Here is a 24582-nt window from a genome sequence, read left to right on the forward strand (position 1 = left end):
CTGCTCGCTCTGCTGCGCAGCTCTCCGAGTCTGCTCGGGTTGAACGTTGTTGCACACCGTTCAACCGGAGTCCGTATCAGCGGTGACCGCGCCGGGGGGCGTCCGGGCTGGGGGCGCCCTGCAGGACCTCGCGTTCCACCTTCTTCCAGAAGCCGAAGAAGCGCCGCACCGGCCCGTCATACGACGTCAGGCGTTCGGGCTCGTGCACGACCACCCGCAGGTCCGGGTGCGCGGCGCGCACGCCCGCGAGGATGCGCGTGAATTCCGGCGTGCAGTTCCGCGTGACGTGCAGTTCCGCCGCCCCGTACGTGCGGGCGAACGCCGCGAGTTCCCCGGCGACCGCGCCCACCCGCGCGTGTGTGGGTGCGCGGCGCGCGGCGGCGATGTCCCGCACGCCCTGGTACATGAACGCCAGCCGGGGGAACGCGATGGGCGTCCCGGACAGGAACGGCCGGTCGAACACGAACAGCGCCGGGGCGTCCGGGCAGGCGCTCAGGGCCGCGTCCGTCACGGACAGGCCGTCCCCGTGCACCCAGACCACGCGCGGGGAGGTCGACCCGGTCGGCTGGATCGGCGCGGGCACCACCTCTGCTGCTGGCTCCTGTGCTGGCGCGGCGCGGCGAGGGGTCCCGGCTTCACCGGACAACGATTCCCCGAGCGGGCGGCCGCTGAACAGTCGCGCCTCCAGCTCCTCGTAACTGCCCCGGAACGGGCAATTCGCGGTGCAGGTGCGGCACCAGCGGCCCCCGCTGAAGCGCTCGACGTTCTCCTGATTCATGAAGTACGGCTTGCCACTGAACGTACTCGCCACCCACTGCCACGACAGCGCGTTGCTGGCGATATCCCCGTCCAGCAGGTGCTCGCGGAAGAACGCGTACCCGGCCCGCCAGTGCACCGCGCGCCAGTGGATCAGGTACGCCGCGAACCACAGCCGCTCGTGGTTGTGCAGCCACCCGTCCCGGATCAGGTGCGTGACCCAGGCGTCCACGCAGGGCAGCTCCGTGCGCGCCGCGCGGACATCGTCCGGCAGCGCGTCCGTCCAGCGCGCGGGGTACTTGGGCTCCTCCAGGTTGTCCAGCACGCGCGCGCCCTCCTGCCGCAGCACCAGCCGGAAGAACTCCCCCCAGGTCAGCTGCCGCAGGAACTCGTCCCGCTCACGGCCCCGCAGGGCGTGCCGGGCGTGCGCGGCGACCTCGCGGATGCCGATCATGCCGTGCCGCAGGTACATGCTCAGGCGCGACACGTTCCCCGACAGGTGGTTACGCTCGCGGTACCCGGCGCCCGTCCAGGCGTGCAGCGCCGCCAGTCCCGCCGCTCGCTCGCCGGGCCGGGCAGGCAGGCGCGGCTCGCCGGTGTACAGGCCCGCCAGGGCCGCGCCGAGCACACCGGGCAGCTGCGCGTCCGGGAGGTCCAGGGGCAGGTCGGCGGGCGGGGCGGTCATGCGGTCAGCATGGCAGGGCGCCGCCCGGTCAGACCGTACGGTCGCGTGCAGAGGTGGCGGCAGGCGACCCCGCGCTGAACCACCCCTGCACCTGCGCGTAGCTGGGGCCGGGCGTGGCGGGGGGCGTGCCGCTGCCGAGCAGGTCGCGGGTGAGGGTCAGGGTGTGACCCAGCGCGGCGAGCATCAGCGCGGGGCCGGTGCTGACGCGGCTGGCTCCGGCGCGCAGCAGGGTGGGGGCGTCCGGGCCGCCGGGCAGGAGCATCACGCTGACCGGGCCGCCCAGTTCGCCGCGCAGTTCGCGGATGGTGTCGGGGTCGGTCAGGCCGGGCACGAACACGCTGTCCGCCCCGGCGTGCAGGTACGCCCGGCCGCGCCGGACGGTCTCCGCGAAACGCTCGGCGGGGGTGGTCCCGAACCCGGCGAGGTACGTGTCGGTCCGGGCGTTCAGGTACGCGGGCACACCCAGGGTGTCGGCGGCCTGCCGGGCAGCGCGCAGTCGCAGGACCTGCTCATCGACGGGGCGCAGCGTGCCCGCATCGGTGGCGTCCTCCAGGTTCAGGCCCGCCACGCCCAGCCCCAGCGCGCGGGTGACGATCCGCGCGACGCCGTCGGGGTCGGGGGCGTACCCGCCTTCCAGGTCGGCGGTGACGGGCCGGGAGGTGGCCCGCACGATGCGCGCCAGGGCGTCCATCAGGTCGTCCACGGGTGCCATTTCACCGTCGGGGTACCCAAGTGCGAAGGCGATCCCGGCGCTGGTCGTGCCGGTGGCAGGTGAGCCCGCGTGCTCCAGGGTGCGGGCGCTGGCGGCGTCCCAGGCGTTCGGGAGGATCAGGCCCTCCCGGTCGGGGGCGTGCAGGGCGTGGAGGGTGCGGGCGTGGTCGGGTCGGATCATGGGTGGGCTCCTGGCGGCATGGGGGAAGGTCGTCCGGTGCCACGACGGGCCGGACGGCGAAGGCGAATGACGTTACGTGGGGTCGAGGGCGGCGTGCCACGCGCGCAGCACGGCCTGACTGCGGCGCGGCGCGTGCGGGTGCAGCAGCGTCTGCACCTGCGCGGGCGTGAGCTTTGCGGGCAGGGCGTGGGTGCGGCGCAGGCTGGCGGCCAGCGCGGCGTCCCCCTCGGGCACGACGTCGGGGAAACCCAGGACGCGCAGCAGCACGTAGTCCGCCGTCCAGGGGCCGATGCCGGGCACGGCCAGCAGCGTGCGGCGGGCCGCGCCGACCGTGCCGCGCGCCAGGGCGTCCAGGTTCAGCTCATGCCGCGCGACCCGCCCGGCGAGGCGGCGCAGCAGGGCGGCGCGGGCGTCGGTCAGGCCGCAGGCGCGCAGGTCCGCGTCGTCCAGTGCGGCCAGCTGCGCGGCGGTGGGCGGCGCGGTCAGGCCCCCTGCGACGGGCGTGCCATATCGCCCGGTCAGCGTGCGGCGCACCCGGCAGGCCTGCGCGAACGTGACCTGCTGGCCCGCCACCGCCCAGATCAGCCCGTCGAAGGTCTGCGGGACCAGCGGGACCGGCCAGTCGCCCCCGGCCAGGGGCGCGTACAGGCCCAGCGCGCGGACGGTCAGCGTGTGCAGCGCCTCCCAGTCGGCGGGCGTCAGGGCCTCCGGGGCGTCCGGGTGCACCTCGACCTGCCCGGCGGTGACGTGCAGCGTGACCCGCTTCGGCCCGCCGGGGAGGGTCCACGCGAAGGCCGCGCGGCCCGCCTGCGCCTCCACCCGCTGCGTCACGGAGTCCGGGTCGCGGCCCAGGTCACGCCACACGACCTCTAGCGGGAACCCCGCCGGGAGGTTCAGCGTGAGCCTGCCTCCCGTCCCGGCGTGCCGCCACGCCTGCGGCGTCAGGTGCATCACGCGCCGGAACTGCGCGCCGAACGCGGACAGGCTCCCGAAACCCACCGCGAACGCCACCTCCGCCACGCTGCCGCCCGTGTCCCGCAGGGTCCGCGCGGCCAGCCGCACCCGCTCGCGGGCCAGCCACTCGCCGGGCGTCACCTGAAACAGGTCGCGCCACTGGGCGTGCAGGGCACTCCCGCCCAGGTGCAGCGCGTCGGCCAGCGCCCGCACGCCCGGCACGTCGGGGACGCTCACGCCGCCCAGCGCGGCCAGCAGCGCCGCCTCGGGCAGCGGCACGCCCCGGTACGCGTCCGGGTGGCAACGGCGGCAGGCGCGCAGCCCCGCCGCGCGCGCCTCGCCGGGCGTCGGGTGGAACTCTACGTGTTCCGCGCGGGGTTTGCGGGCCCGGCAGGACGGCAGGCAGTAGATCCCGGTGCTCGTCACGCCGGTGTAGAACAGCCCGTCGAACGCCGCGTCCGCCGCGAACATGCGGCCCAGCATGAAGTCACGCGCATACGGCAGGGTCATATGGATTGCGGTTGAATGGCGGCACACCATTCAACCCGAACGGACGTGAGAGGAAATCGGAGGGAGTCCGGGCGTGGAGTGGGCGGAGTGGTGTCCTCCCACTCCGTCAACGAAACAGACGGACTCCGGTTCATGGCTGCATTGTGGAGTGCGTGGCGGGGGCGCCTCTACCGGAAAGCTCCGGGGGAATTTTTTTTGGGGGGAATTTCCTGGCGGGGGGTCAGGCCTTGGGTGGGTCCTTGCCGTCCATGTTCCAGAAGTCCAGGTCGTCCAGGGCGCTGCCCAGTCCCTGGAGTTCCTCGCGTTGCTCGGCGGTGACGGGCGCGTGGCTGGTCAGGTCCTCCTGTCCGATGGCGCGGCCCAGGACGTCCTCGGGCACGGCGGCCATCAGGCGTTGCAGCTGCGCGGCGTCCACGTCGGCGAGCATCTCGCTCTGCGCGTCGTGCAGCAGCGCGGCGCTCTCGCCGGGCATGACCAGGGTGGGCGCGGTGGGGCGCACGTCCTGCGCGGGCAGGGGCGCGTGCACCTCGGCCGTCTGCGGTGCCGGGGGGGGCGGGGGGCGGCGCGTGACCCGCCACGCGAACGCGGCGGCGGCCAGCAGCACGAGAATCAGCAGGACCAGCATCGCGTTTCAGGGTAACGCGCCCGGCGCGGGGTGGATATCCCCGTTCCGGGCGCGCTGCTGTGGTGTTCTTCACGCCCCGGCAGGGGTCACGGGGCCGGGTCCGGCCAGTGGCCGCCGCGCCGGGCACTCAGGTCCAGTTCCCAGGCGAGGGCGTCGTACAGCGCGCCGGGCACGGCGGGCCACGCGGCGGCGGCGTCCAGCGCGCGTTCCAGGGTGGGTTCGTCGTGCGTGAGTCCGTTCAGGTCCAGGCGGCCGGCGCCGCTGCGCAGCAGGTGCACGCGCAGGTGCTGTCCGTCGGCCTGGACGTGATAGAGGGTGCGGCGGACGTCGCTCACGTCAGCGGGGGCGCAGGTGGTAGAGCTCCAGGCCCAGCATGGTGCGCGGCGCGAAGCCCTTCCAGGCGGCGGCCCCGCTGGCGTTTGCGGCGATGGGCGTGGGGACGTTCAGGTACGCGGCGGCGCCCGCGTCGCCCTTCAGGTTCAGGTTCAGGAACGCGGTCACGAAGTGCTGGTTGATGTTGTTCAGGCGGGCGCTGTCCCACACGGGGTCGGCGTAGTGTTCGTGGTCCGCGAAGCTCAGGTCCGGCAGGGTGGGCGCGGGGTTCGGGGCGATGTTGTGCCGGGCGTTCTGGTACACCAGCAGGTACCGGTCGGCGTTCACGGCGTTCTCGAAGAGCGGTTTGACACCTTCCTCGAAGCCGGACACGTCGTCGTGGTCGCCGACGACGAACAGGGTGGGGACCTTCAGGCCTTCCAGGCCCCTGGCGTCCCAGAAACCGTACTCCCCGGTGGGGACGCCCAGGCCGCGCGCGGCGCTGGGGCCGCCCCACGGGGCGAAGGCGACGGCGGCGCGGATGCGCGGGTCCGGCGTGAACGCGCCGGTCTGGCGGGGGGTCAGGGTCCCGCCGGGCAGCAGCGCGGCGACCTTGGGGGCGTACCCGGCCCCGGCGGCGTTCAGCGCGCCGTACCCGCCCATGGAGTACCCGATCACGGCGGTGCGGCTGGCGTTCACGACGCCGCTCAGCGGGGAGCCGCTGCCGGGCGCGCCGAGCTTGGCAAGCTGGTCGAGGGTGAAGTTGATGTCCGGCGCGCGGTTCACCAGGGTGCTGTTGAACGGTCCGCGGTTGTCGTGGGTGCTGTCGGTGTGGTCGATGGCCGCCACGACGTACCCGCGGCTGGCGAGGTGCTCGGTGAGGTACGACATCAGGACGCGGCTGCCGGTGTACCCGTGCGACACGATCACCAGCGGGAACGCCTGCCCGCTCAGGGGCTTGGCGTCGCGCGCGGCGCGGCCGTCGAAGGTGAAGGCCTTGCCGCTGGTCAGGGTGTCCGTGTAGGTCACGGCTTCCCTGGCGCCCTTCGCGGTGGGGTACCAGACCTCCACGGTCAGGCGGCGGTCGGCGCGCGGCACTGCTCCGCCCTGGGGCGCGCGGGCGAGGTCCGGCTGGCCCGGGTTGACCAGCGTGACGGTGCGGACGCCCACCGCGAAGCTGCCGCGCGCGGCGAGTTCCGGGGCGTCGGGGCGGGCGTCGCCGGGCAGGAACGGCGCGGCGGTCTGGGGGGTCTGGGCGGCGTGGGCGGGATCGGCAGCGGTCATCAGGGTCAAGCTAAGGCACAGGGCGAGTCGGCGCATGGGGTGTTCCTCCGGGGGTGGCGGAATCGCGCGGGGCGTTTCCGGTGATACGAACTCCGGTTGAAATGTTTGCAAAAACGTTCAACCCGAGCGGATGCGAGAAGGAGCAAAGCGGGTTCCGGACGTGGAGTTAACAGATCGGTGGTGTTCCGATCTGTTGACGAAACAGACGGAATCCGCATGAGGGGTGTTCCGGTCAGGGGCGTTCAGCGGCTGCGGTCGCGGAGGTACTCGTCCCGGACGTGGCGCAGCAGTTCGGCGCGGCTGGCCTGCGGGTCGCGGCGGCGCTGCGCGGTCACGCCCCGCTCGATCGCGCCGCGGTTGCCGCGCGTCAGGCGCAGGAGTTCCTCCTCCAGTGCCCGTTCGGCGCGCGTGCCGCTGCCCTGCGCCCGGCCCGACCGGGGGCCACCCCGGCGCAGGCCCCGCGTGAAGTGCAGCAGCGCCCATACGAACGCAGTCAGCAGCAGGATCAGCAGCAGCGCGTCCATGCGGGGCCTCAGCCCATCTTGATGAACATGGGGGGTTTCACGCCGATCATGCGGGCCATCAGCCACACCTGCCCCTTGTGGTGCGCCTCGTGCGTGATGATCGTGTCGATCAGCGCCGCGACCGGCATCTCGCGGCCCCCGAAGGCGGGCACGCGGCGGGACAGGTCCTCGTCGGACAGGGCGCTGATGGCGCTCAGGGCGCGTTCCTGCGAGTCCCACAGGCGGCCGCGCGCCTCGGTCAGCGTGGCGCTCGGCTCGGGCATCGCGCCGGGCGCCTGGCCCTGCACCATGTTCAGGAAGCGGTCGGCGCTGGCGGACAGGTGATCGGACAGCCCGATGAAGCTCATGCCGCCGTCCCACGCGGCGAACGTGCCCTGATCCTCGGGCAGCTGCTCGAGGAGGTCGAGCAGGGCGGAACGGTGGGCCTGGAAGGTGCGGGCAAGGACGGCGCTGCGGTTCATGACCGGCAGCATACCCAGCCGCGCGGCGCGGCGTGCGCGCAACCCGCCGGGGACCGGGGAACACTCACGTTTCCTTCAGCGCTCCTCACGCAGCGTCAGCCCGCGTGGCGAACAGTGAAGGGCATGACCCTGCGATTCCTGCTGACCGCTGCCGTCCTCACGTCCTCGCTGGCCCAGGCGCAGACGACGATCTTCAACATTCCCGCCCTGCCGCCCCGCAGCAGCGCGCCCGCCACCCCGGCCCCGGCCAGCCCGGCCCCCATGGCGAGCAGCCTCCCCATGACGCTGCCCATGCTGGGCCTGGCGCACAGCGCGAACCTCAGCGGCCCCGGCAGCCTGCGCGCCGGGGAGGCCACCACCTGGACGTTCACGCTGTCGAACCTGGACGAGCAGACCATCGACCTGCAGCACGGAGCGTGCGACGTGCGCTTCGAGGTTCTGGACGCCGCCGGGAAGGTCGTGCGCGCCAACCCCACGAACACCGTGTGCACCATGCAGCTGGTCATGACGGACGTCGCGCCCGGCGAGACGATGGACGTGCAGGACATCCGCTGGGACGGCCGCAACAGCGCCGGACGCGCCCTGCCCGCCGGGGAGTACACCATCCGCGCGGTGTTCAGCGGGGCGGGCGTGCGGATCATGGCCGAGGAGTTCCCGGTCACCATCGAGAACTGAAGCGGGACAGAAGAGGGGCGCGGCGGAGTTCTCTCCCCGCGCCCCTTCGCTGTGTCAGCCGCGCAGCCGGGCGAGTTTCACGCTGTCCCAGCGCTGCCCCGCCCACGCGCGGGCCTGGGGGATGCGGGCGCACTCGTGGAAGCCCACGCGGGCCGCCGCGCGGATCATGCGTTCGTTGCCGCCCCAGGTGGTCAGCGTCAGGACGTGCGCGTCCGTCTCCGCGAACGTCGCTGCCGCCCACAGGTCCAGCGCCCGCGTGCCCAGCCCGCCACCCCAGTGCCCCGGGTCGAAGATCAGGATGCCCAGCTCCCACCACCCTCCGCCCGCCGGGGCTTCCTCGGCGCGGCTGACCTGCCCGATACACGCGCCGTCCAGCGCGATCACCCGCAGGTTGGGGCTGACGGGGCGGGCCAGGGTCTGCTCGCGGTAGGTCTCGAAGGGCAGCGGCTCCGGCTGTCCGGTGTGGAAGTACGGGGCGTCCCAGCGCTGCCACTCGGGGTCCCGCTCGGCGTGCATCCAGCGCCAGAGGACCGGCAGGTCGTCCGGGAGGCGCCCACGCAGGGTCAGGCCGGGCAGGGTCAGGCCGGGCAGGGTCAGGTCAGGCAGGGTCAACCCGTGAGTGGCCCCGGCCCGGCCGCTCACCAGTCGGCCCGCACGCGGTACTGACCGCTGACGGTCACGTTGCCCAGGTTCGCGCTGAACTCTCCGTCCCGCCCGGCGGTCCACGGCAGCGTGAACATGCCGCTGCGGGTGCCCTGTGCCGGGCCGATCAGACTGACGGGCGGCGCGCCGCCCTCGCCCGGCAGGGTGACCAGCACGAACGTCCGGGGGGCCTGAGGTGCAGGCGTGACGGTCACGTTCCGGTACTGCACGGGCTGCCCGGCGGGCGCGACGTTCGCCTGCACCGTCTGCGGCCCGGCAGGGTCCGCGCCGATCACGATCAGGGTCAGGGTGGCCTGCCCGTCGGTGCTGCGGCAGGTCAGCGCGACCTCGCGGTCCAGCGTGACGGTCTGACCGCTGCGGCGGGCGTCCTCGACCGGATTGCAGGCGAACTGGAAGGTGCCCTGCGGGCCGCGCGCGGTGGCGCTGAGCTGCGCGTCGCTGGCGCGGATCACGGTCGGCGCGCACGCGCACAGGGCCAGCAGGGGCAGAACAGAGAGGAGTCGCATGGACAGCAGCGTAGCGCCGCGCCCACCGCGCCGCTGCCGCACCTGCACACGGTCACGGGTGCCCCGCCTTCGCTGGCCCCCGGCGGGATGCGCCTTTTGCCGGATGCAACCCGGCCCGCGGGGGGCGCGTAATGGGGGGCATGAGTGATGGAACCCCCGGACCGCTGACGCCGCCCGATTCGATGCTGAAAGCGCCGGAGGCCGTCCCGAGCGTGCAGCCCGTGCAGGCGCCCGAGATGGTGCCCCTGTCCCCCGAGGACCGCGCGCGGCTGGAGGCGATGGCGCAGGCCTTCGCACAGGACGTCCTGAGTGCGGGGGCGCACAGCCCGGAATTCAAACGCAAACTGGACGCCGTGCACGAACTGGGCCTGCCCGAGCAGCGCGCCGCCGCGCAGAGCAGCAACCGCATGCTGGACCGCCCGCTGCGCGCCACGCGGGCCGGGGCACTCGCGGAGGGCAGCGACATCCTGCGCGGCCTGACCGACCTGCGCCGCACCGTCGAGGACCTCGACCCCAGCCGCGCGCCCACGCCCCGCCGCCTGTTCGGGAAGCTGCCCGGCGGGAAGAAGGTGCAGAACCACCTCGACCGCTACCAGAGCGCGCAGTCGCACCTGAACGGCATCCTGGAGGCGCTGTACCGCGGGCAGGACGAACTGCGGCGCGACAACGCCACCATCGAGACCGAGAAGGTCCACCTGTGGGACACCATGCAGAAACTCCGGCAGTACGCGCACGTCGGCAAAGCCGTGGACGAGGCCCTGACCCGCCGCCTGACCGAGTTGCAGGTCACCGACCCGGAGAAGGCCCGCATGGTCAGCGAGGAACTGCTGTTCGCCGTGCGGCAGCGCGTCACGGACCTCCTGACGCAGCTGGCCGTGAGCATCCAGGGGTACCTCGCGCTGGATCTCGTGCGGCGCAACAACATGGAACTCATCAAGGGCGTGGACCGCGCCACGACCACCACCGTCAGCGCCCTGAAGACCGCGCTGATGGTCTCTCAGGCGCTCGGGACGCAGCAGGCGGTACTGGGTCAGGTCACGGCACTGAACGACACGACCGGGCGCATGATCGGCTCGACCGCGCAGCTCCTGAAGCAGCAGAGCACCGAGATCCAGCGGCAGGCGGGCAGCGCCACCGTGGACCCGCAGATCATCCAGGCGGCGTTCCGGGACGTGTACGGCGCGCTGGACGCCATCAGCGCGTACCGCACGCAGGCCCTGGACCGCTTCCGTGAGACGATGACGGTACTGGACAAGGAGGTCGCGCAGGCGCAGACGTACCTGGACCGCGAGCGCCAGAACGCCGCGCGGGAAGTCGCGCAGGGCCTGAACGTCACCGAGAAGGGTGACCTGAAACTCTGAACGCGCTGCAGGGACCGGACCGGGAGGATGTCCTGGCGTGGCTCGCGGCCCGCTGGGCGGCCCTTCCGGCGCACCCCGTCGCGCGGGTGGCGGTGGACGGCGTGGACGGAGCGGGCAAGACCACCCTGGCCGACGAACTGGCCGGGCAGGTGCGGGCGCTGGGGCGGCCCGTCATCCGCGTGAGCATCGACGGCTTTCACCAGCCCCGCGCGGCCCGGTACGCGCGGGGGCGCACGTCACCGGAGGGCTTCTACCGCGACTCGTACGATCTGACAGCGCTGGTGCGCGAGGTGCTCTCTCCCCTGTCGCCCGGCGGGACCCTGCGCTACCGCCCGCAGGTGTTCGACGTGACCCGCGACGAACCCGTGCCCAGCCCGGACCTGGTGGCCGAGCCGGGCAGCCTCCTGATCGTGGACGGGCTGTTCCTGCACCGCCCGGACCTGCGCGACTGGTGGGATGACTCACAGCGGTTTTCGGGTGTGTTGCGGGGTTCCCAGCACACCTGAAACGAGCGGAGCGAGAAGCCGTCAACATCAGCGGTTGGAAGTGGAGTTGAAGGGCGTGCCCTTGGCCTTTCAACGGAACTGGAAACCGCTGTCGGTGTTCCTGCGCGTGCCGTTCGCGGTGTCGGTGCCGCGTGGCGCGGCGCGCGGGCCGGGCTACGGCTCGCCCGACCCGGCGGCGGACAGCAACCGCCGCTACGTGGCAGGCAACGAACTGTACTTCCGCGAGGCGGACCCCGAAGCGCGGGCGGGCGTGGTGCTGGACTACACCGACCTGAACGCCCCCAGGGTAGTCACGAGCCGATGAATACAGTCGGGGGCCGCCTCCAGTTGATGGCGGCCCCTGATCGTGGGTGTTCAGTGCTGGTCGGCGCTGACGCTCTGGGTGTCGCTCATGTCGTCGGCGGGGCTGAAGGTCATGCACTGGGCGGCCTGGCCGCTCATGCTGATCTCGACCTGCCCGGCGGTGCAGTTCATGTCGTCGTTGAAGCGGCAGGTGGTGGCGTCGCAGCGGCTGACCATGCTCTTGTCGTCGTTCATGTGGGCCTCCGTGACCGTCAGCGTGCCTGCCCCGGCGCGGGGGGAACGTGAGGCCCGCTGCAAGGTGAAGGGAGGCTTCAAAACCGGAGTGCACCGCTCCGGTTGCGCGGTATCAGGGCGTGGAGGCCGTCCTGATCGGGGTCCAGTCCCGCGCAGGCAGCCGGACCTGGGGCGACGAGCCTCAGCGCACACTCACTCGTACGGATTCCGTCTGTTTCGTTAACAACCCGGAAGGGCACCGGGTTGCCAACTCCACGCCCGGAACCCGTTTCTCTCCTTCTCGCATCCGCTCGGGTTGAAAGATTTTGCAAACCTTTCAACCGGAGTTCTTATCAGTTGAGCAGTGTGGCGCGGATGCCCTGGGCGCAGGCGACGCGGTGCGCGATCTGCGCGGCGTCCAGTTCGCCGTGTTCGCGCAGTCCGGCGGCGATGACCTGCACCTCGCTCCAGGCGCGGCGCAGCCTCGCGCGGGCGCGGCCCTGCAGGACGTTCAGGTACGCGTCGAGGGTCTCGCGTTCGTCGGGGTCGGTCAGGGCGCAGTCCAGCAGCATGCGCGCGTCGCGTCCGGTGGTGGGGGCGGGCGTGCCGGTCAGGGCGGCGGCCTCGCGGGCGGCCAGGGCGACCATGACGACGTCCTCGGCCAGGGCGCGGTTCAGGCGCAGCGCGGCGGGGTCGGGCGCGCAGGTGTACGTGACGCCGCTCAGGGTGACGCGTTCCAGGCGCAGTGGGGCGCGGGGGTGGGTGTGCGCCAGGTAGGTCTCGGCGGCCCAGGTCAGCGCGGAGGTTCCGGCGTCGGGGGCGGTGTCGGGCGCGTGGAGGGTGAGGTGGGGGCTGGTCATAATCCTGACGTCCGGACTCAGGATAGGGCGGGGGACGTGAGACGCATGACCCGCTGTCCAGAACAGTGGGACCCCGCCATCAGGCGCCCGGGGTCAGCCGCCCTTCGCTTCCACCTCGGCCTGCTTGGCACCCCAGGCCTCCATCTTCGCTTCCAGTTGCACTTCCAGGTCGTGCGCCGAGCGCCCCAGCGCCACGAAATCCGCGTCGGCGGGTGCGGCGCTCAGCGCGGCCTGCGCGGCCTCCAGTTCGCCCTCCAGGCGGGCGATGTCGGCCTCGATGGCCTCCACCTCGCGCTTGAGGTGCCACAGGCCCTTGCCCTTCGGCGCGGCGGGTTTCGCGCTGACCTTCGGCGCGGCGGCCAGCGCCTCGGCCTCCAGTTCGGCGGCGGTGCGGTGCTTGGCCTTGTAGTCCTCCCAGCCGGGGTACTCGAAGAACTGCCCGTCCTCGATCAGCCAGATGCGGTCCGCGAGGCCCTCGATGAACGCACGGTCGTGGCTGACCATCACCAGCGTGCCCGAGAAGTCGTCCAGCGCGGCCTCGAGCGCCTCGACCATCTCCATGTCGAGGTGGTTGGTGGGCTCGTCCATGATCAGGAGGTTGTGGTCCTCCTGCGCGAGTTTCAGCAGCGCCAGCCGCGCCCGCTCGCCGCCCGAGAGGATGCGCGCCTGCTTGTCGTGCTGGTCGTACGGGAACATGAACGTGCCCAGCAGGTCGTGCGCTTCCGGGTCCTTCTGGGTGTAGGCGCGGGCCACGTCGTACAGCGTCTCGCTGGGTTCCACGCCGCGCAGCGCCTGATCGTAGTACCCGACCGTGACGCGCGCCCCGGTCAGGATGCGGGCGCGCGGGTCGTCGCTGGGTTCCAGGCCCAGCAGGGTGCGCAGGAACGTGGTCTTGCCCGCCCCGTTGCGTCCGATGATCGCCACGCGTTCCCCCTGGCGGATCTGCACGTTCACGTCCCGGAACAATTGCCGCCCGCCGGGCAGCACCCGCGTGACGTGCCGGGCGTCCAGCACGACCTCGCCGCTCTCGGGGGCGTGGAAGGTGATGCGGGTCGTGCGCTGCTCGGGCGGCGGGGCATTGGTGGCGCGGGCCTGCATGCGGTCCACGCGCGCCTGCATGGCCTTGGCCCGGCGGGCGAGTTTGCTCATGCCCAGACCCCAGATCTTCATGCGGTCCGCACTGGCCTGCAGCGACGCGATCTGGCGGCTTTCCACCGCGAAGCGCGCCGCCTGCTGCTCCAGTTCGGCGGCCAGCGTCTCGCGGAACGTCGTGTAGTTCCCGGCGTAGACCTTCATGGTCCCGCCGCGCAGGTACGCCGTCTCGCGGGTGACGGTGTCCAGGAACGCCCGGTCGTGACTGATGACCAGCACCGCGCCCGGATAGCGGCCCAGGAAACCTTCCAGCCACTCGACCATCACGATGTCCAGGTGGTTGGTCGGTTCGTCCAGCAGCAGCACGTCCGGGTTCTCCACGAGGAGCGCCGCCAGCCCCAGCCGCGTACGCTCCCCGCCGCTGAGGCTGGAGGCCAGGTCGGCCTCGCGGCCCCGGAACCCGAACGCCAGGGTCACGGCGTCCTTGCGGCTGCGCCGCTCGAAACCGCCGCGGCGCTGGTAGTGCTCCAGCACGGCCTCGTGGTGCAGGATGCTCTCGGGCGTGCCGCTGCTCATGGCGTCGGCGGCGGCGCTCAGTTCGGCCTCCAGCTGATCCAGGTCGTGGAACGCGGCGTCCAGCACGCTGTCCACCGTCGCGCCCGCCGGGAACACCGGGTCCTGCTGGAGCGAGCGCACCCGCACGCCCGGCGCGCGCTTCACGACGCCCCCGTCCGGCGTCAGCTGCCCGGTCAGGAGTTTCAGCAGCGTGCTCTTCCCCGCCCCGTTGCGCCCCACGAGGCCCACCCGGTCGCCGGGCTGCACGGCGAAGGTCACGTCCTGCAGGACGGTCAGCGGTCCATATTCCTTACTGGCGTCCACGGCGGCAACAAGCACGCCCCGCAGTATAGGACGCCGCCCGGAAACGATGCCCTCTCCAGGGCCGGACCCGTTATGAAAAATGTCAGGTTTCTCTCTTAGACTGAAGATCAGATGATGTTCCGCGCGGCTCCCGTCCACCACCTCCTGTCACTCGCCCTGCTGTGCAGCGCGTCCGCCCTGGCGGCCCCCACCGTGCAGGGCACGCAGGGCCGCGTGGAACTCCAGCAGCCCGGCGGCACCTGGGCGCCCGGCAGTGGCGAGGTGACGCTGGGCCTGCGGACCGGTGCGGGCCGCGCCGAACTGCACGACGGCGCCGGGCGGATCACGGTCGGCAGCGCCTCACGCCTGCGCCGCTACCGCGACGAGGCCGACCTGCTGCAGGGCCGCTTCTACCTGCGCGGCCCGGTCGCCGTGCACGTCCAGGGTCAGCACCTCGTGATGGACGGCGCGGGCAGCCTGCGCGTGGACCTCGACGGTCCGGTGCGGCGCGTCGCGGTCATCACCGGGCAGGTCCGCGCCGACCTGAGTGGCCGGGTCGTGACCGTCCGGGGCGGGCAGCAACTCGACCTGCGCAGCGCCGCCCTGAGCGCCTTCCGCGAGACCGACCCGTGGTACGCCGCGCAGTTCCGGGGTGAGGGCAGCGCCACCGTGCAGGCCACGCGCGGCGCCGTGCAACTGAACCGCGCCGGGCAGGTGCGCGGCGCCGCGAGCGGCGACACCCTGGAGCCCGGCGCGGTCCTGAGTACCGGCCAGGGCGCGTGGGCCGAGGTCGGCTTCACCGGCGGCGGGTACCTGCGGCTGAACGAGCAGAGTGAACTGAGCGTCCTGAGCGTGGACCGCACCGAACGGGGCCGCGAGGTCCTGCTGAAACTCGCGCGTGGCACCGCCTGGAACGTCGTGGAGAAGGGCCAGGGCGGGTACCGGATCGACACGCCGGTCGTGAGTACCGCCGTGCGCGGCACGGTCTTCCGCGTGGACGCGGCTGGCCTCGTGAAGGTCTTCGAGGGTCAGGTGGCGCTGCCCAGCAACGCCGACCAGGCGGTCAGCGCCGGGCAGCAGCGCAGCGAGACGGGCACCGTCGGCACGCTGGTCCTCGACGCCACGGACCGCTTCAATCAGGCGCGGGACGCCGAACGCGCCCAGCCGCTGAGTCTCACGCTGCCCCGCGCGCCCCTGACCCTGAGTGAACTGATCCTGAATGCCCGCAGCCTCCCCGACGCGACCCTGAGCGCGCAGGTGGCCGGGCAGCGCGTCCCGCTCAGCGCCGACGGCAGCAGCTTCCGCCTGAGCGCCACGCTGCCCGAGGGCACCTACCCGGTCGCGGTGACCGCCGAACGGTTCGGGCAGACCCTGACGCGCGCCGTGACCGTCACCGTGGACCGCAGCGCCCCCCAGGCAGACCTGCGCGCCGAGCGCCGCGGCCACCTGCTGCTCCTGAGCGGCGTCGTCACCGACAACGTCAACGCCGGGGTGATCCTCACCACCAGGATCGGCACCCGCACGTACGCCCGCACGGTCACGCCCGGCCAGCCCCTCGCGTGGGCGCTGCCCCTTCCCGACACGGCCGCGCCGGTCCACGTGACCGTCCGCGACGCCGCAGGAAACGAGCGAGATGTCACGCTCCGCTGAGCGGTCCCTGGCCCTGATCACCGCGCCCGTCGCGGCGCTGCTCGCCGCACTGCTGGCGCTGCTGATGCCCGCCAACCCCCGGCTGAGCGACGCGCTGAACCGCGCGCTGCCCGCCCCCACCGACCGGCGCGTGGTCCTGGTCGGCATTGACGACGCGTCCCTGCGTGATTACGGGCGCATCGGCAGCTGGCCGCGCGAACTGTACGGGCAGGCGCTGCGCACCCTGGAGCAGGCCGGCGCGACCGCCGTCGGCATCGACGTGCTCCTGACCGACCCCACCCAGAACGACGCCCGCCTGAAGGACGCGTTCAGCCGCGCCAACGTCGTGCTGGCCACCGCGCCCGGCGAATCCACCCTGCTTGCCAGCCCCGAGTGGCGCTCCCCGACCGGGATCAGCGCCCTGAACGTCAGCCGCGACGGGATCGTCCGCTCGTTCCAGACGGCGTACCCGGACGCCGCCGGGGACCTGCAGCCCAGCTTCGCGCGTCAACTGGCGGTCGCCGCCGGGAGGAACGTGGACCTCAGCACCCAGCCGCGCCTGCTGCGCTACGCCGCGCCCGACCAGGACCGCCTGCCGGTCATTCCGTTCCGGGACGTCGTCAGTGGGAACGTCCGCTACGGGGACCTGCAGGGCAAGATCGTCCTGATCGGCCTGACCGCCAGCGGGACCGCCCCCGGCACGGTCCGCGACGTGACCGGTCAGACGGTGCCCGGCACGGAACTGCAGCTGCGGGCCGTGTCCAGCCTGCTCAGCCCGCCCTTCACGACGCTGCCCACCTGGCTGATCGCGCTGCTGTCGGCCGTCATCGCCGTCGCGGCGGTCCTCGCGCGCGGCCTGTGGGGCTTCGCGCTGGCGATGGCCGCGCTGCTGGCCGCCGCGCCCCTGTGGCTGGGCAACATCCTGCTGCCCGGCGTGACCCTGTCCCTGGCCGCGATCATCGGCACGGCGCTCGTCGCGGCGGAACGCTGGTGGAACCTCCGGACCCTGGCGCTGCGCGACCCGCTGACCGGTTTCGGGAACCGCGTGGCGTTCACGCGCGCCCTGGAGCAGCGCTGGGCGACCCGGCAGACCCGCCCGCTGGGCCTGCTGCTCGTGGACCTCAGCGGCTTCCGGAAGGTGAACGAGGTGTACGGCCCGCACGCCGGGGATGAACTGCTGCGCGACCTGTCCGGGCGGATCATGCAGCAGCGGCGCCGGGGCGACCTGATCTTCCGCTGGGGCCCCGACGAGTTCGCGGTGCTGCTCGATCAGGCCAGCGCGCACGAGATCACCGATGTCGCGCGGCGCGTGCAGGAGTCCCTGGACCGCATCAGTTACCGCGACCTGCCGCTGCGGGCCAGCGTCGGCGCGGCGCGGACCGGCGAGGACATCCAGACGCCGGTGGATCTGGTCGAGGCCGCCAGTCGCAGCCGTTACCGCGTGAAGTACCAGCGGGAACAGCGGGGGTAGTGAGGAGTGGTGCATCGTCCAGATGACTTAGACCGCCATCTATATTGACAACCACCTATATAGATGGCAATCTATGGGTGTGCCTGATGGACCCCCGTTCGACCTGCTCCTGAGCCGCCTGCGCGCCCTGGGCGACCCCACCCGCCTGCGCATCGTGCAGCTCATCGGCCAGTCGGACCCCGACCACCCCCAGGCACGCCCGGACGCCGGCAGCACCCCCCCGATCAGCATCTCCGCCACCCTGGGCCTCACGCAGCCCACCATCAGCCACCACATGAAGGTCCTGATCGAGGTCGGCCTGATCACCTCCGAGAAGAAAGGCACCAAGGTCTACTACAGCCTCAACCCCGACGGCTTCCGCGACCTGACCACCTTCTTCGAACCGCTCGCGACCCCCTGCACCGAACCCGACCTGCCCTGAACGCCCCGCGCGTTCCCCCTGGCCCCCGCGACCCCGCTGACCTGCCCGCCCACGGCGCGCAGCCGCCCCGCCACACCCCGACCGCGTCCCGAACAGATCGGAACACCACCGATCCGTCCACTCCACGCCCGGAACCCTCTTTTCTCCCACTCGCATCCGCTCGGATGGAACGGCTTCATCAGCCATTCCATCGAAGTCCCTCTCATCCTCCGGAGGACCGTATGCACGACCTGCACCTGAAGGAAGTCGTCGACGCCCGCACCGCCCAGTACGAACAGGTCCGCGACCAGCTGGCCCTGGAACGGCAGCTGCGCGCCACCCAGCCGCAGCGTCCCACCCTGCGCGCTGCGCTGGCCGCCCGCCTGCGCCGACTGGCCGATCAGCTCGACCGGCCCTCCGCGCCCGCCTGCTGCTGAAGACCTGTTGCGCAGTAGTTGAAGGATCAGTGGGGAGCCGATTCGCGGCTCCCCACTGATCTGTCCCTACGCTCAGGGCGTGCAGAGGTGGTGGCGGCGTTGCCAACGGAGATTGACGAGTCCGGCGACACACCCCCACATCACGCCGTGCTGTGAGGTCCGATTCCTGAAAAACTCCTTGCAGACGCGAAATTTCTTGATGCGGCCGATGGCATTCTCAGCGCTGATCCGCACCTTGGAGATCAGCCGATTCAGCTCACGTTGCTCCTTGCTCAACTCGCCGTTCTTCGGTCGTTTGGCGGGCACGATGGTTTCCCAGTCCGGATAGACCTTCTCCATTCCGGTATAGCCCCGGTCTCCCCACACCCGGACGTGCCTGGGCAGTCGGTTCATCAGTCGGGAACGTCGCAGCACCTTCATGTCGTGGGTGCGACCGCTGGCGGTCGCACTGAGGTGCACGATCTGTCCTTCGGGCGTCACCGCCACCTGGGTTTTCAGGGTATGGGTCCTTTTCTTGACGCTGTAAAAGCGCTTCTTGTCCTTGGGCCGCCCGACCGCCTTCTTGCCGGGGTTCTCCCCCTTCTTCACTTTCGGCTGCCCGCGAGGTTGCTCAGTCCCATCCACGATCACGTCGGTCAGTTCGGGGAAGATCTCCAGAAACTCCTCCAGAGAGCGTATTTTCCTCGGGTTCCTGCTCGCCCCTCCAGGAGCCTCATCCGGCTCGGCCTGGAGCGTCCGGGGACGGAGGGGAGCAGGCAACGCCTGCTCCAGGACCGGCAGCAGGGCATGGATGTTCCGGCAGATGTTCGCCGCGTCCAGATCGAACAGGATGCCCAGAACATGCATGGTGAAGTACTGTCGCAGATAGAGCAGCGTGACCAGCAGTCGCTGGCTGAGGTCGAGCTTGAAGGTGTTGCCCGCTCCGATGCGCCGGACCCGTCCGGCGCGGGAAAGGGAGCGGTGATGACTCCGTTCCCACAAGGGCTCCAGTTCAATCAGCAGCTGGTCAAACTCGGCAGGACTCAACCCCACCAGCCGTTCAAAGGACCGCCCCCTGGATTTCAGCTTCTCAAGCCGCAACACCCTTGAACCTACCTGCTCCGACCTCTACTGCGCAACAGGTCTTGAAGTCCACCGGAGGAAGTCCCATGTCCACCCCGCCCACGCTGCTGCTCATCGACCTGCAACAGGGATTCACCGATCCCCGCTGGGGCCCGCGCAACAATCCGCACGCGGAGGCGAACGCCGCGCGGCTGCTCGGCGCGTGGCGCGAACACGGCTGGCCCGTGATTCACGTACAGCACGTCTCGCGTGAACCTGACTCGCCCCTGCGGCCCGGGCAGCCCGGCGTGGAGTTCCTGCCCGCCACCGCCCCCCGACCCGGCGAGGCGACCGTGCAGAAGCACGTGAACAGCGCGTTCATCGGCACCGACCTGCACGCACGACTGCAGGCGCTGCGGGCGCAGGACCTCGTGATCGCGGGCCTGACCACCGACCACTGCGTGTCCACCTCCACCCGCATGGCCGGGAACCTCGGCTACCGCGTGCGGCTGGTCGGGGACGCCACCGCCACCTTCGACCGGGTCGGCCCGGACGGTACCCTCCACCCGGCGGCGCAGCTGCACGCCGCGCACCTCGCCAGCCTGCACGGCGAGTTCGCCAAGGTCGTCACGACCGCCGGACTGCTGGACGACCTGCGCGCTCCTGCCTGACGGGGGCGGCAGAAGGAGGCCCGACCGGGATCAGGTCGGGCCTCCTCGTCTGGCGTTTCCGTTCAGCGTCCGGCGAGCATCGCCCAGATGTCGGGGTGCGCCACGAACGCGTACCAGAGGTTCGGCAGCAGACCCAGCACCGTGACGCCCGCCACACCCAGCGCGACGGCCAGGGTGGTGGGGGGCCGCTGGCCGAGGCCGTGTTCGCGGGCGGGGGTGCGGTCGGGCATGAACATCAGCATGGCGGGCCGCAGGTAGTACACGAGGGCGGCGACGCTAGTGAGCGCGGCGAGGATGCTGATCCACGCGTAGCCGTTCTGGAAGGCCGCCTGGAACACCAGGTACTTCCCGAAGAAGCCCGCGAAGGGCGGCAGGCCCGCCAGCGAGGCGAGGCACACGGCCAGCGCGACGGCGTAGCCGGGATGGCGGTAGTACAGGCCGCGCATGTCGGTGATGCTGAAGCCCTCCTCGCTGCGCTGCAGGGCGGCGACGATGGCGAGCGCGGCGGCGGTCATCAGGGTGTACACGAGCAGGTAGTACCCGAGGGCCGCGCCGCCCGCGGCGGGCGTGCCGAGCAGCGCCATGCCCAGGAAGCCCGTGTGCGCGACCGCCGAGTAGGCCAGCATGCGTTTGAAGTTCAGTTGGCGCAGCGCGGCGAGGTTCCCGATGATCAGCGTCGCGGCGATCAGGACCGCCAGGACCGAGTGCCAGCCGGGGACGTTCTCCAGCGCGCCGGAAAAGACGCGCAGCATCCCGGCGAACGCGGCGACCTTCACGACGGTGCTCAGGAACAGGCTGACGCTGGTGGGCGCGCCGCCGTACACGTCAGGCGTCCACTGGTGGAAGGGGGCCAGGGCGACCTTGAAGCCGAAGCCGCACAGCATCAGCAGCGCCCCGCCGACCAGGATGCCCACGTTGTCGGGGTTCAGGGTGCTCGTCTTCTCGGCAATGACGGCGTAGTTCAGGCTGCCGGTCGCGCCGTACACGAACGCCAGGCCGTAGATCAGCACGGCACTTCCGGCGGCGCCGAGCAGGAAGTACTTCAGGCCGCTTTCCTCGGCGCGGCGCGAACCCTGCAGGGTGGCCAGCACGTAGGAGCTGAGGCTCATGATTTCCAGGCCGATCAGCATGACGATCAGGTCGCCACTGAAGGCGATCAGCAGGCAGCCGGTGACGGCGTACATGAGCATCGCGTCGAATTCGGGGAAGGACACGCGGGCGCGCCACGCGGTGTCCAGCGTGACGAGCAGCGTCATGAGGGTCCCGGCGAGGATCACGAAGCCCAGCAGCAGCGCGGCGTGGTCGGCGCGCAGGCTGCCGCCGAAGGCGGACAGGTCGCGGTTCCACAGCACGCCGAGACTGACCGCCGAGGCGACCACGGCGCCGATGTTGATGAACGTCAGGGTGCGGCGCTGGACCCAGAAGCCCAGCAGGGTGCTGCTGATCGCCCCGGCCAGAATGAGCAGGACGGGCAGCAGGGGCAGGAGTTTCACATCGGGCGGCTGGAGCATGTCAGTTGCCTCCCAGGGCGCTCAGGACGGCGCGCACGGCGGGCTGCATCAGGTTCAGGGCGGGGGTGGAGTACACGCCGAACAGCACCAGGATCGCCAGCGGGATGCCCAGGATCAGCCACTCGGTGTGCACGAGGTCACGCACGGTGACGGACCCGGCGGGCCGCGCCTGCCAGAAGGTGTGCTGGAAGGCGGTCAGGGCGTACGCGGCGGCGGCGATGGTCGTGATGCCCGCGATGAACGTCAGCCACGGCTCGACCTGGTACGCGCCGAGCAGGATGCTGAACTCGCCGATGAAGCCCGCCAGTCCTGGGACGGCGATGCTGGCGAACCACAGGGCCATGGTCAGGCCGCCCAGCGCGCCCGCCTGGGTCATGACGCCGCCCACACGGGTCTCCAGGCTACCGATGCGTTCCTGCAGCATGCCCACCGACAGGAACAGCGCGCCGGTGTAGAGGTTCTGGAAGGCCAGGAGGTACATCGCGCCGATCACGGCCGTCTCGTTCAGGGAGAATACGCCCAGCGCGACGAAGCCCATGTGGCTGAGGCCCGCGTAGGCCAGCAGGCGTTTCCAGTCGGTCTGCCGGAACGCGATCCACGCGGCGTACAGCGCGGTGAAGGCCGCGAGGCCCATCAGGATGGGACGCAGTTCCAGGCTGGCGTCGGGGAACAGCGGGATGGCGAAGGTGAAGATGCCGTACCCGCCGACCTTGTACAGGGTGCCCATGACGTCGGGCACGCCGCTGTCGTGGTTCTGCTCGTGGAAGTCCGGCAGCCACGCGTGCAGCGGCCACAGCGGCAGCTTGACGGCCATGGCGGCCAGGAAGCCCAGGTACAGCCACGTCTGCGCGCTGCCGGTCACGAGGTTCTGTTTCAGGTCGGTCATGGCGAAGCTGGGGCTGCCGCCCAGGTAGCGCACGCCGATGATGCTGACGAGCATCAGCAGGCTGCCGAACAGCGTGTACGCGGCGAATTTCACCAGGGCCGCCATGCGCCCCGACTTGCCGTACATGGCGAGCATCAGGAGGGCCGGGATCAGGGCGTCCTCGAAGAACACGTAGAACAGCATCAGGTCCTGCGCGGCGAAGATGCCGATCAGGCCCGTCTCCATGGCCAGGATCAGCGAGAGCATCGGGCCGGGGTTGGGGATGCGGCGCGCGGCGTACAGGATCGCGATGAACGACATCAGCGCCGTGACCAGGGCCAGGGCGAGGCTCACGCCGCCCAGCTGCACGGAGTACGTGATGCCCAGCGGGGGAATCCAGTCCCAGCGGAACAGCTCCGAGCCGCCGCCGCGCCAGATGGCGAGGCCCGCGCCGAGGGTCAGGGCGGCGATGAAGCCCGCCACCTCGTCCCGGAAGGTTTTCGGCGTGACGAGCAGCAGCAGGCTGCCCGCGAGGGGCAGGAAGATCATGAGGGTGGGGAGCCAGTCGGTGAAGGAGTTCATGCGCCGCTCCCGATGGTCTTGAGGGCCCAGTAGCCGATGATGGCGGCGGTGCCGAGCAGCATGCTGACGGCGTAGGCGCGGACGAAGCCGCTCTGCCACAGCGTGAACAGCCCGCCGGGGCCGCTGGCGTTGCGGGCGACGCCATTCAGGGCGTCGTCGGTGCCGCGGTCCACGGTGTCCAGCGCGCCCGCGATGGCGCGGCTGGGGGCCGAGACGACGTTGTCGTACAGCGCGTCGAGGTACAGGCTGTTGCGGCTGAGTTCACCCAGCGGCCCGGTCGCCAGGGCGCCGCGGCGGTGCGCCAGGAATGCCCAGCCCAGCCCCAGCACGCCCGCGAGGACGGCGAAGACGGTCAGCATCCACTCGGTGCTGGCGGGAATCTCGTGCGCGTGCAGCGGGATCGCCCGGCCGATGTAGTTGTCGAAAGCGTGCTTGCCGCCCAGGAACGTGGGGATGTTCAGGAAGCCCGCCAGGGTCGCCAGCGCGGCCAGCACGCCCAGCGGGATCTTCGTGAGGGTGTCCGCCTCGTGCGGGTGGCCGTGCCCGCGGTACGCGCCGCGCCACACCAGGAAGTACCAGCGGCCCATGTAGAACGCGGTCAGCAGCGCCACGCCCAGTCCGATCAGGTACAGCGGGAGGCTCTGCTCGTACGCGGCGGCCAGGATCGCGTCCTTGCTGAAGAAGCCGCTCCAGATGGGAATCCCGGCGATCGCCAGCACACCCGCCACGGACACGAGGTGCGTGAACGGCATGAATTTGTGCAGGCCGCCCATCTTGCGCACGTCCTGCTCCTCGTGCAGCGCGTGGATCACGGCGCCCGCCGCGAGGAACAGCAGCGCCTTGAAGAACGCGTGCGTGAGCAGGTGGAACACGCCCGCCGAGTACGAGTGCAGGCCCACCGCGAGGAACATGTAGCCCAGCTGCGACACGGTGGAGTACGCCAGGATCTTCTTGATGTCCGACTGGTTCAGCGCGGACAGCGCGCCGTACAGCGCGGTCAGGCCGCCCACCCACGCGACCCACAGGCTGGCGTTCGGCGCGAGGTCGTACAGGAAGTGGCTGCGCGCCACGAGGTACACCCCGGCTGTGACCATGGTCGCCGCGTGGATCAGCGCGGAGACGGGCGTGGGGCCCGCCATGGCGTCCGGCAGCCAGGTCGTCAGGGGCAGCTGACCGCTCTTGCCGACCGCGCCGACGAGCAGGAACAGGCACGCGAGTTCGATGCCCGCCTGCGCGACCTGCGCGCCCTCGACCCGCTCGGCGAGTTCGGGGATGCTCAGGGTGCCGTACAGCTTGAACAGCAGGAACATGCCCAGCATGAAGCCCAGGTCCCCGATGCGGTTCATGATGAACGCCTTGCGCGCCGCGTTGGAGTTGCTGACCGCCTCGGCGTCGCTGGCGGCACGCACCTGCGCGTCACTCGCCTCGCTGTTCCGGCCACTGAACCAGAAGCCGATCAGCAGGTACGACGCCATGCCCACCCCCTCCCAGCCGACAAACATCAGCGGGTACGAGTCGGCCAGCACCAGGATCAGCATCATCGCCACGAAGAAGTTCAGGAACGCGAAGAACCGCGTGAACTTCGGGTCGTGCCCCATGTACGAGATCGAGTACAGGTGAATCAGGAAGCCCACGCCCGTGATGATCAGCGCCATCAGGGCCGAGAGCTGATCGAGCCAGAAGCCCACCGACAGGTTCGCGTTCAGCGCCATGTTCGGCAGCCACGGCCACAGCACCTCATGGGCGGGCGCGCCCTGGTTCAGGTAACGGATGACGGCGATGACGAACGCCGCGCCGACCATCCCGGTCGCCAGCCAGCCACCGGTCTTACCGGCAAACCAGCGGGGCCTCAGGCGAGGCAGGATCATCAGGATCGTGAAGCCCAGCAGGGGCAGCAGCGGCAGCAGGTACAGAGCAGGAAGACTATCCACAGGT

At 71.2% G+C, this 24582-nt stretch carries 26 protein-coding genes; 9 read left to right on the forward strand and 17 right to left on the reverse strand.

What is annotated here, in order from left to right; all coding sequences use genetic code 11:
* Positions 1 to 76 precede the first annotated feature (76 nt).
* From EXW95_RS08115 to EXW95_RS08150, 8 genes are all read right to left on the reverse strand, one after another.
* Positions 77 to 1441 carry an FAD-binding domain-containing protein gene (locus EXW95_RS08115; protein ID WP_174367022.1) on the reverse strand — a complete coding sequence of 455 codons (1365 nt, stop codon included), beginning with the start codon at positions 1439 to 1441 and terminating at the stop codon, positions 77 to 79.
* Positions 1442 to 1469: 28 nt separating this feature from the next.
* Positions 1470 to 2333 (reverse strand): isocitrate lyase/phosphoenolpyruvate mutase family protein, encoded by an 864-nt coding sequence (locus EXW95_RS08120; protein ID WP_174367023.1) that lies wholly within the window; start codon positions 2331 to 2333, stop codon positions 1470 to 1472.
* Positions 2334 to 2405: 72 nt separating this feature from the next.
* Complete coding sequence (locus EXW95_RS08125; protein WP_174367024.1) at positions 2406 to 3797, reverse strand: DNA-3-methyladenine glycosylase 2; 1392 nt, start codon at positions 3795 to 3797, stop codon at positions 2406 to 2408.
* A gap of 220 nt (positions 3798 to 4017) precedes the next feature.
* A complete protein-coding gene (locus EXW95_RS08130; protein WP_174367025.1) occupies positions 4018 to 4422 on the reverse strand; it encodes a hypothetical protein in 405 nt (134 codons plus the stop codon).
* Between the two features lie 86 nt (positions 4423 to 4508).
* Entirely contained in the window at positions 4509 to 4757 is a 249-nt protein-coding gene (locus tag EXW95_RS08135) for a hypothetical protein (protein WP_174367026.1), read from the reverse strand.
* Position 4758: 1 nt separating this feature from the next.
* Positions 4759 to 6018: a dienelactone hydrolase gene (locus tag EXW95_RS08140; protein ID WP_254605556.1), complete on the reverse strand. Its 1260-nt coding sequence runs from the start codon at positions 6016 to 6018 to the stop codon at positions 4759 to 4761.
* Positions 6019 to 6260: 242 nt separating this feature from the next.
* Positions 6261 to 6542 (reverse strand): hypothetical protein, encoded by a 282-nt coding sequence (locus EXW95_RS08145; protein WP_174367028.1) that lies wholly within the window; start codon positions 6540 to 6542, stop codon positions 6261 to 6263.
* A gap of 8 nt (positions 6543 to 6550) precedes the next feature.
* On the reverse strand, positions 6551 to 7003 hold the full coding sequence (locus EXW95_RS08150; RefSeq protein ID WP_058975185.1) for a DinB family protein: 453 nt from the start codon (positions 7001 to 7003) through the stop codon (positions 6551 to 6553).
* Between the two features lie 123 nt (positions 7004 to 7126).
* Here EXW95_RS08150 and EXW95_RS08155 point away from each other — a divergent pair, with 123 nt between their 5' ends.
* Positions 7127 to 7678 carry a FlgD immunoglobulin-like domain containing protein gene (locus EXW95_RS08155; RefSeq protein ID WP_174367029.1) on the forward strand — a complete coding sequence of 184 codons (552 nt, stop codon included), beginning with the start codon at positions 7127 to 7129 and terminating at the stop codon, positions 7676 to 7678.
* A gap of 54 nt (positions 7679 to 7732) precedes the next feature.
* Here EXW95_RS08155 and EXW95_RS08160 read toward each other — a convergent pair whose 3' ends face one another.
* Complete coding sequence (locus EXW95_RS08160; RefSeq protein WP_254605557.1) at positions 7733 to 8290, reverse strand: GNAT family N-acetyltransferase; 558 nt, start codon at positions 8288 to 8290, stop codon at positions 7733 to 7735.
* 26 nt (positions 8291 to 8316) lie between these two features.
* On the reverse strand, positions 8317 to 8847 hold the full coding sequence (locus EXW95_RS08165) for a hypothetical protein (RefSeq protein ID WP_174367030.1): 531 nt from the start codon (positions 8845 to 8847) through the stop codon (positions 8317 to 8319).
* Between the two features lie 140 nt (positions 8848 to 8987).
* Between EXW95_RS08165 and EXW95_RS08170 the strand changes: the two genes are divergently transcribed.
* The 3 genes from EXW95_RS08170 to EXW95_RS08180 all read left to right on the forward strand — a co-directional run bounded on the left by EXW95_RS08170 (position 8988) and on the right by EXW95_RS08180 (position 11018).
* A complete protein-coding gene (locus EXW95_RS08170) occupies positions 8988 to 10208 on the forward strand; it encodes a toxic anion resistance protein (RefSeq protein WP_174367031.1) in 1221 nt (406 codons plus the stop codon).
* Between the two features lie 101 nt (positions 10209 to 10309).
* Positions 10310 to 10714 carry a hypothetical protein gene (locus EXW95_RS08175; protein WP_174367032.1) on the forward strand — a complete coding sequence of 135 codons (405 nt, stop codon included), beginning with the start codon at positions 10310 to 10312 and terminating at the stop codon, positions 10712 to 10714.
* A gap of 55 nt (positions 10715 to 10769) precedes the next feature.
* Entirely contained in the window at positions 10770 to 11018 is a 249-nt protein-coding gene (locus EXW95_RS08180; RefSeq protein ID WP_254605558.1) for a hypothetical protein, read from the forward strand.
* A gap of 50 nt (positions 11019 to 11068) precedes the next feature.
* Here the strand turns inward: EXW95_RS08180 and EXW95_RS08185 are convergent, their stop codons facing one another.
* The 3 genes from EXW95_RS08185 to EXW95_RS08195 form a co-directional block, all read right to left on the reverse strand.
* On the reverse strand, positions 11069 to 11251 hold the full coding sequence (locus tag EXW95_RS08185; protein ID WP_174367033.1) for a DUF1540 domain-containing protein: 183 nt from the start codon (positions 11249 to 11251) through the stop codon (positions 11069 to 11071).
* A 332-nt stretch (positions 11252 to 11583) separates the two neighbouring features.
* Positions 11584 to 12090 (reverse strand): hypothetical protein, encoded by a 507-nt coding sequence (locus EXW95_RS08190; RefSeq protein ID WP_174367034.1) that lies wholly within the window; start codon positions 12088 to 12090, stop codon positions 11584 to 11586.
* 93 nt (positions 12091 to 12183) lie between these two features.
* A complete protein-coding gene (locus tag EXW95_RS08195) occupies positions 12184 to 14076 on the reverse strand; it encodes an ABC-F family ATP-binding cassette domain-containing protein (protein WP_174367035.1) in 1893 nt (630 codons plus the stop codon).
* A gap of 96 nt (positions 14077 to 14172) precedes the next feature.
* On the opposite strand from EXW95_RS08195, the gene EXW95_RS08200 reads away from it, so the two are divergent.
* The 4 genes from EXW95_RS08200 (at position 14173) to EXW95_RS08215 (ending at position 17977) form a co-directional block, all read left to right on the forward strand.
* Positions 14173 to 15690, forward strand: a complete 1518-nt coding sequence (locus EXW95_RS08200; RefSeq protein ID WP_174367036.1) for a FecR domain-containing protein — start codon at positions 14173 to 14175, stop codon at positions 15688 to 15690.
* Entirely contained in the window at positions 15674 to 17140 is a 1467-nt protein-coding gene (locus EXW95_RS08205; RefSeq protein WP_174367037.1) for a CHASE2 domain-containing protein, read from the forward strand. Before EXW95_RS08200 ends, EXW95_RS08205 begins: the two co-directional genes overlap by 17 nt.
* A 79-nt stretch (positions 17141 to 17219) precedes the next feature.
* Complete coding sequence (locus EXW95_RS08210) at positions 17220 to 17561, forward strand: helix-turn-helix transcriptional regulator (RefSeq protein ID WP_160329904.1); 342 nt, start codon at positions 17220 to 17222, stop codon at positions 17559 to 17561.
* 221 nt (positions 17562 to 17782) lie between these two features.
* Positions 17783 to 17977, forward strand: a complete 195-nt coding sequence (locus tag EXW95_RS08215) for a hypothetical protein (protein ID WP_174367038.1) — start codon at positions 17783 to 17785, stop codon at positions 17975 to 17977.
* A 72-nt stretch (positions 17978 to 18049) separates the two neighbouring features.
* Here the strand turns inward: EXW95_RS08215 and EXW95_RS08220 are convergent, their stop codons facing one another.
* Positions 18050 to 19057: a transposase family protein gene (locus EXW95_RS08220; RefSeq protein ID WP_174368799.1), complete on the reverse strand. Its 1008-nt coding sequence runs from the start codon at positions 19055 to 19057 to the stop codon at positions 18050 to 18052.
* A 68-nt stretch (positions 19058 to 19125) separates the two neighbouring features.
* On the opposite strand from EXW95_RS08220, the gene EXW95_RS08225 reads away from it, so the two are divergent.
* The gene (locus EXW95_RS08225) at positions 19126 to 19689 is read left to right on the forward strand and encodes a cysteine hydrolase family protein (RefSeq protein WP_174367039.1); all 564 of its coding nucleotides are present in this window, start codon (positions 19126 to 19128) and stop codon (positions 19687 to 19689) included.
* Positions 19690 to 19751: 62 nt separating this feature from the next.
* Here EXW95_RS08225 and EXW95_RS08230 read toward each other — a convergent pair whose 3' ends face one another.
* Genes EXW95_RS08230 through nuoL form a run of 3 tightly spaced genes read right to left on the reverse strand, consistent with a single transcriptional unit; the run spans position 19752 to position 24578 of the window.
* On the reverse strand, positions 19752 to 21200 hold the full coding sequence (locus EXW95_RS08230) for an NADH-quinone oxidoreductase subunit N (protein WP_174367040.1): 1449 nt from the start codon (positions 21198 to 21200) through the stop codon (positions 19752 to 19754).
* A gap of 1 nt (position 21201) precedes the next feature.
* Positions 21202 to 22647, reverse strand: coding sequence for an NADH-quinone oxidoreductase subunit M (locus EXW95_RS08235; protein WP_174367041.1), 1446 nt, complete (start codon positions 22645 to 22647; stop codon positions 21202 to 21204).
* Complete coding sequence (nuoL, locus tag EXW95_RS08240; protein WP_371809974.1) at positions 22644 to 24578, reverse strand: NADH-quinone oxidoreductase subunit L; 1935 nt, start codon at positions 24576 to 24578, stop codon at positions 22644 to 22646. The genes EXW95_RS08235 and nuoL overlap by 4 nt, the downstream gene beginning before the upstream one ends.
* Positions 24579 to 24582: the final 4 nt, after the last annotated feature.

This window comes from Deinococcus sp. JMULE3 (assembly GCF_013337115.1).
Lineage (GTDB): Bacteria > Deinococcota > Deinococci > Deinococcales > Deinococcaceae > Deinococcus.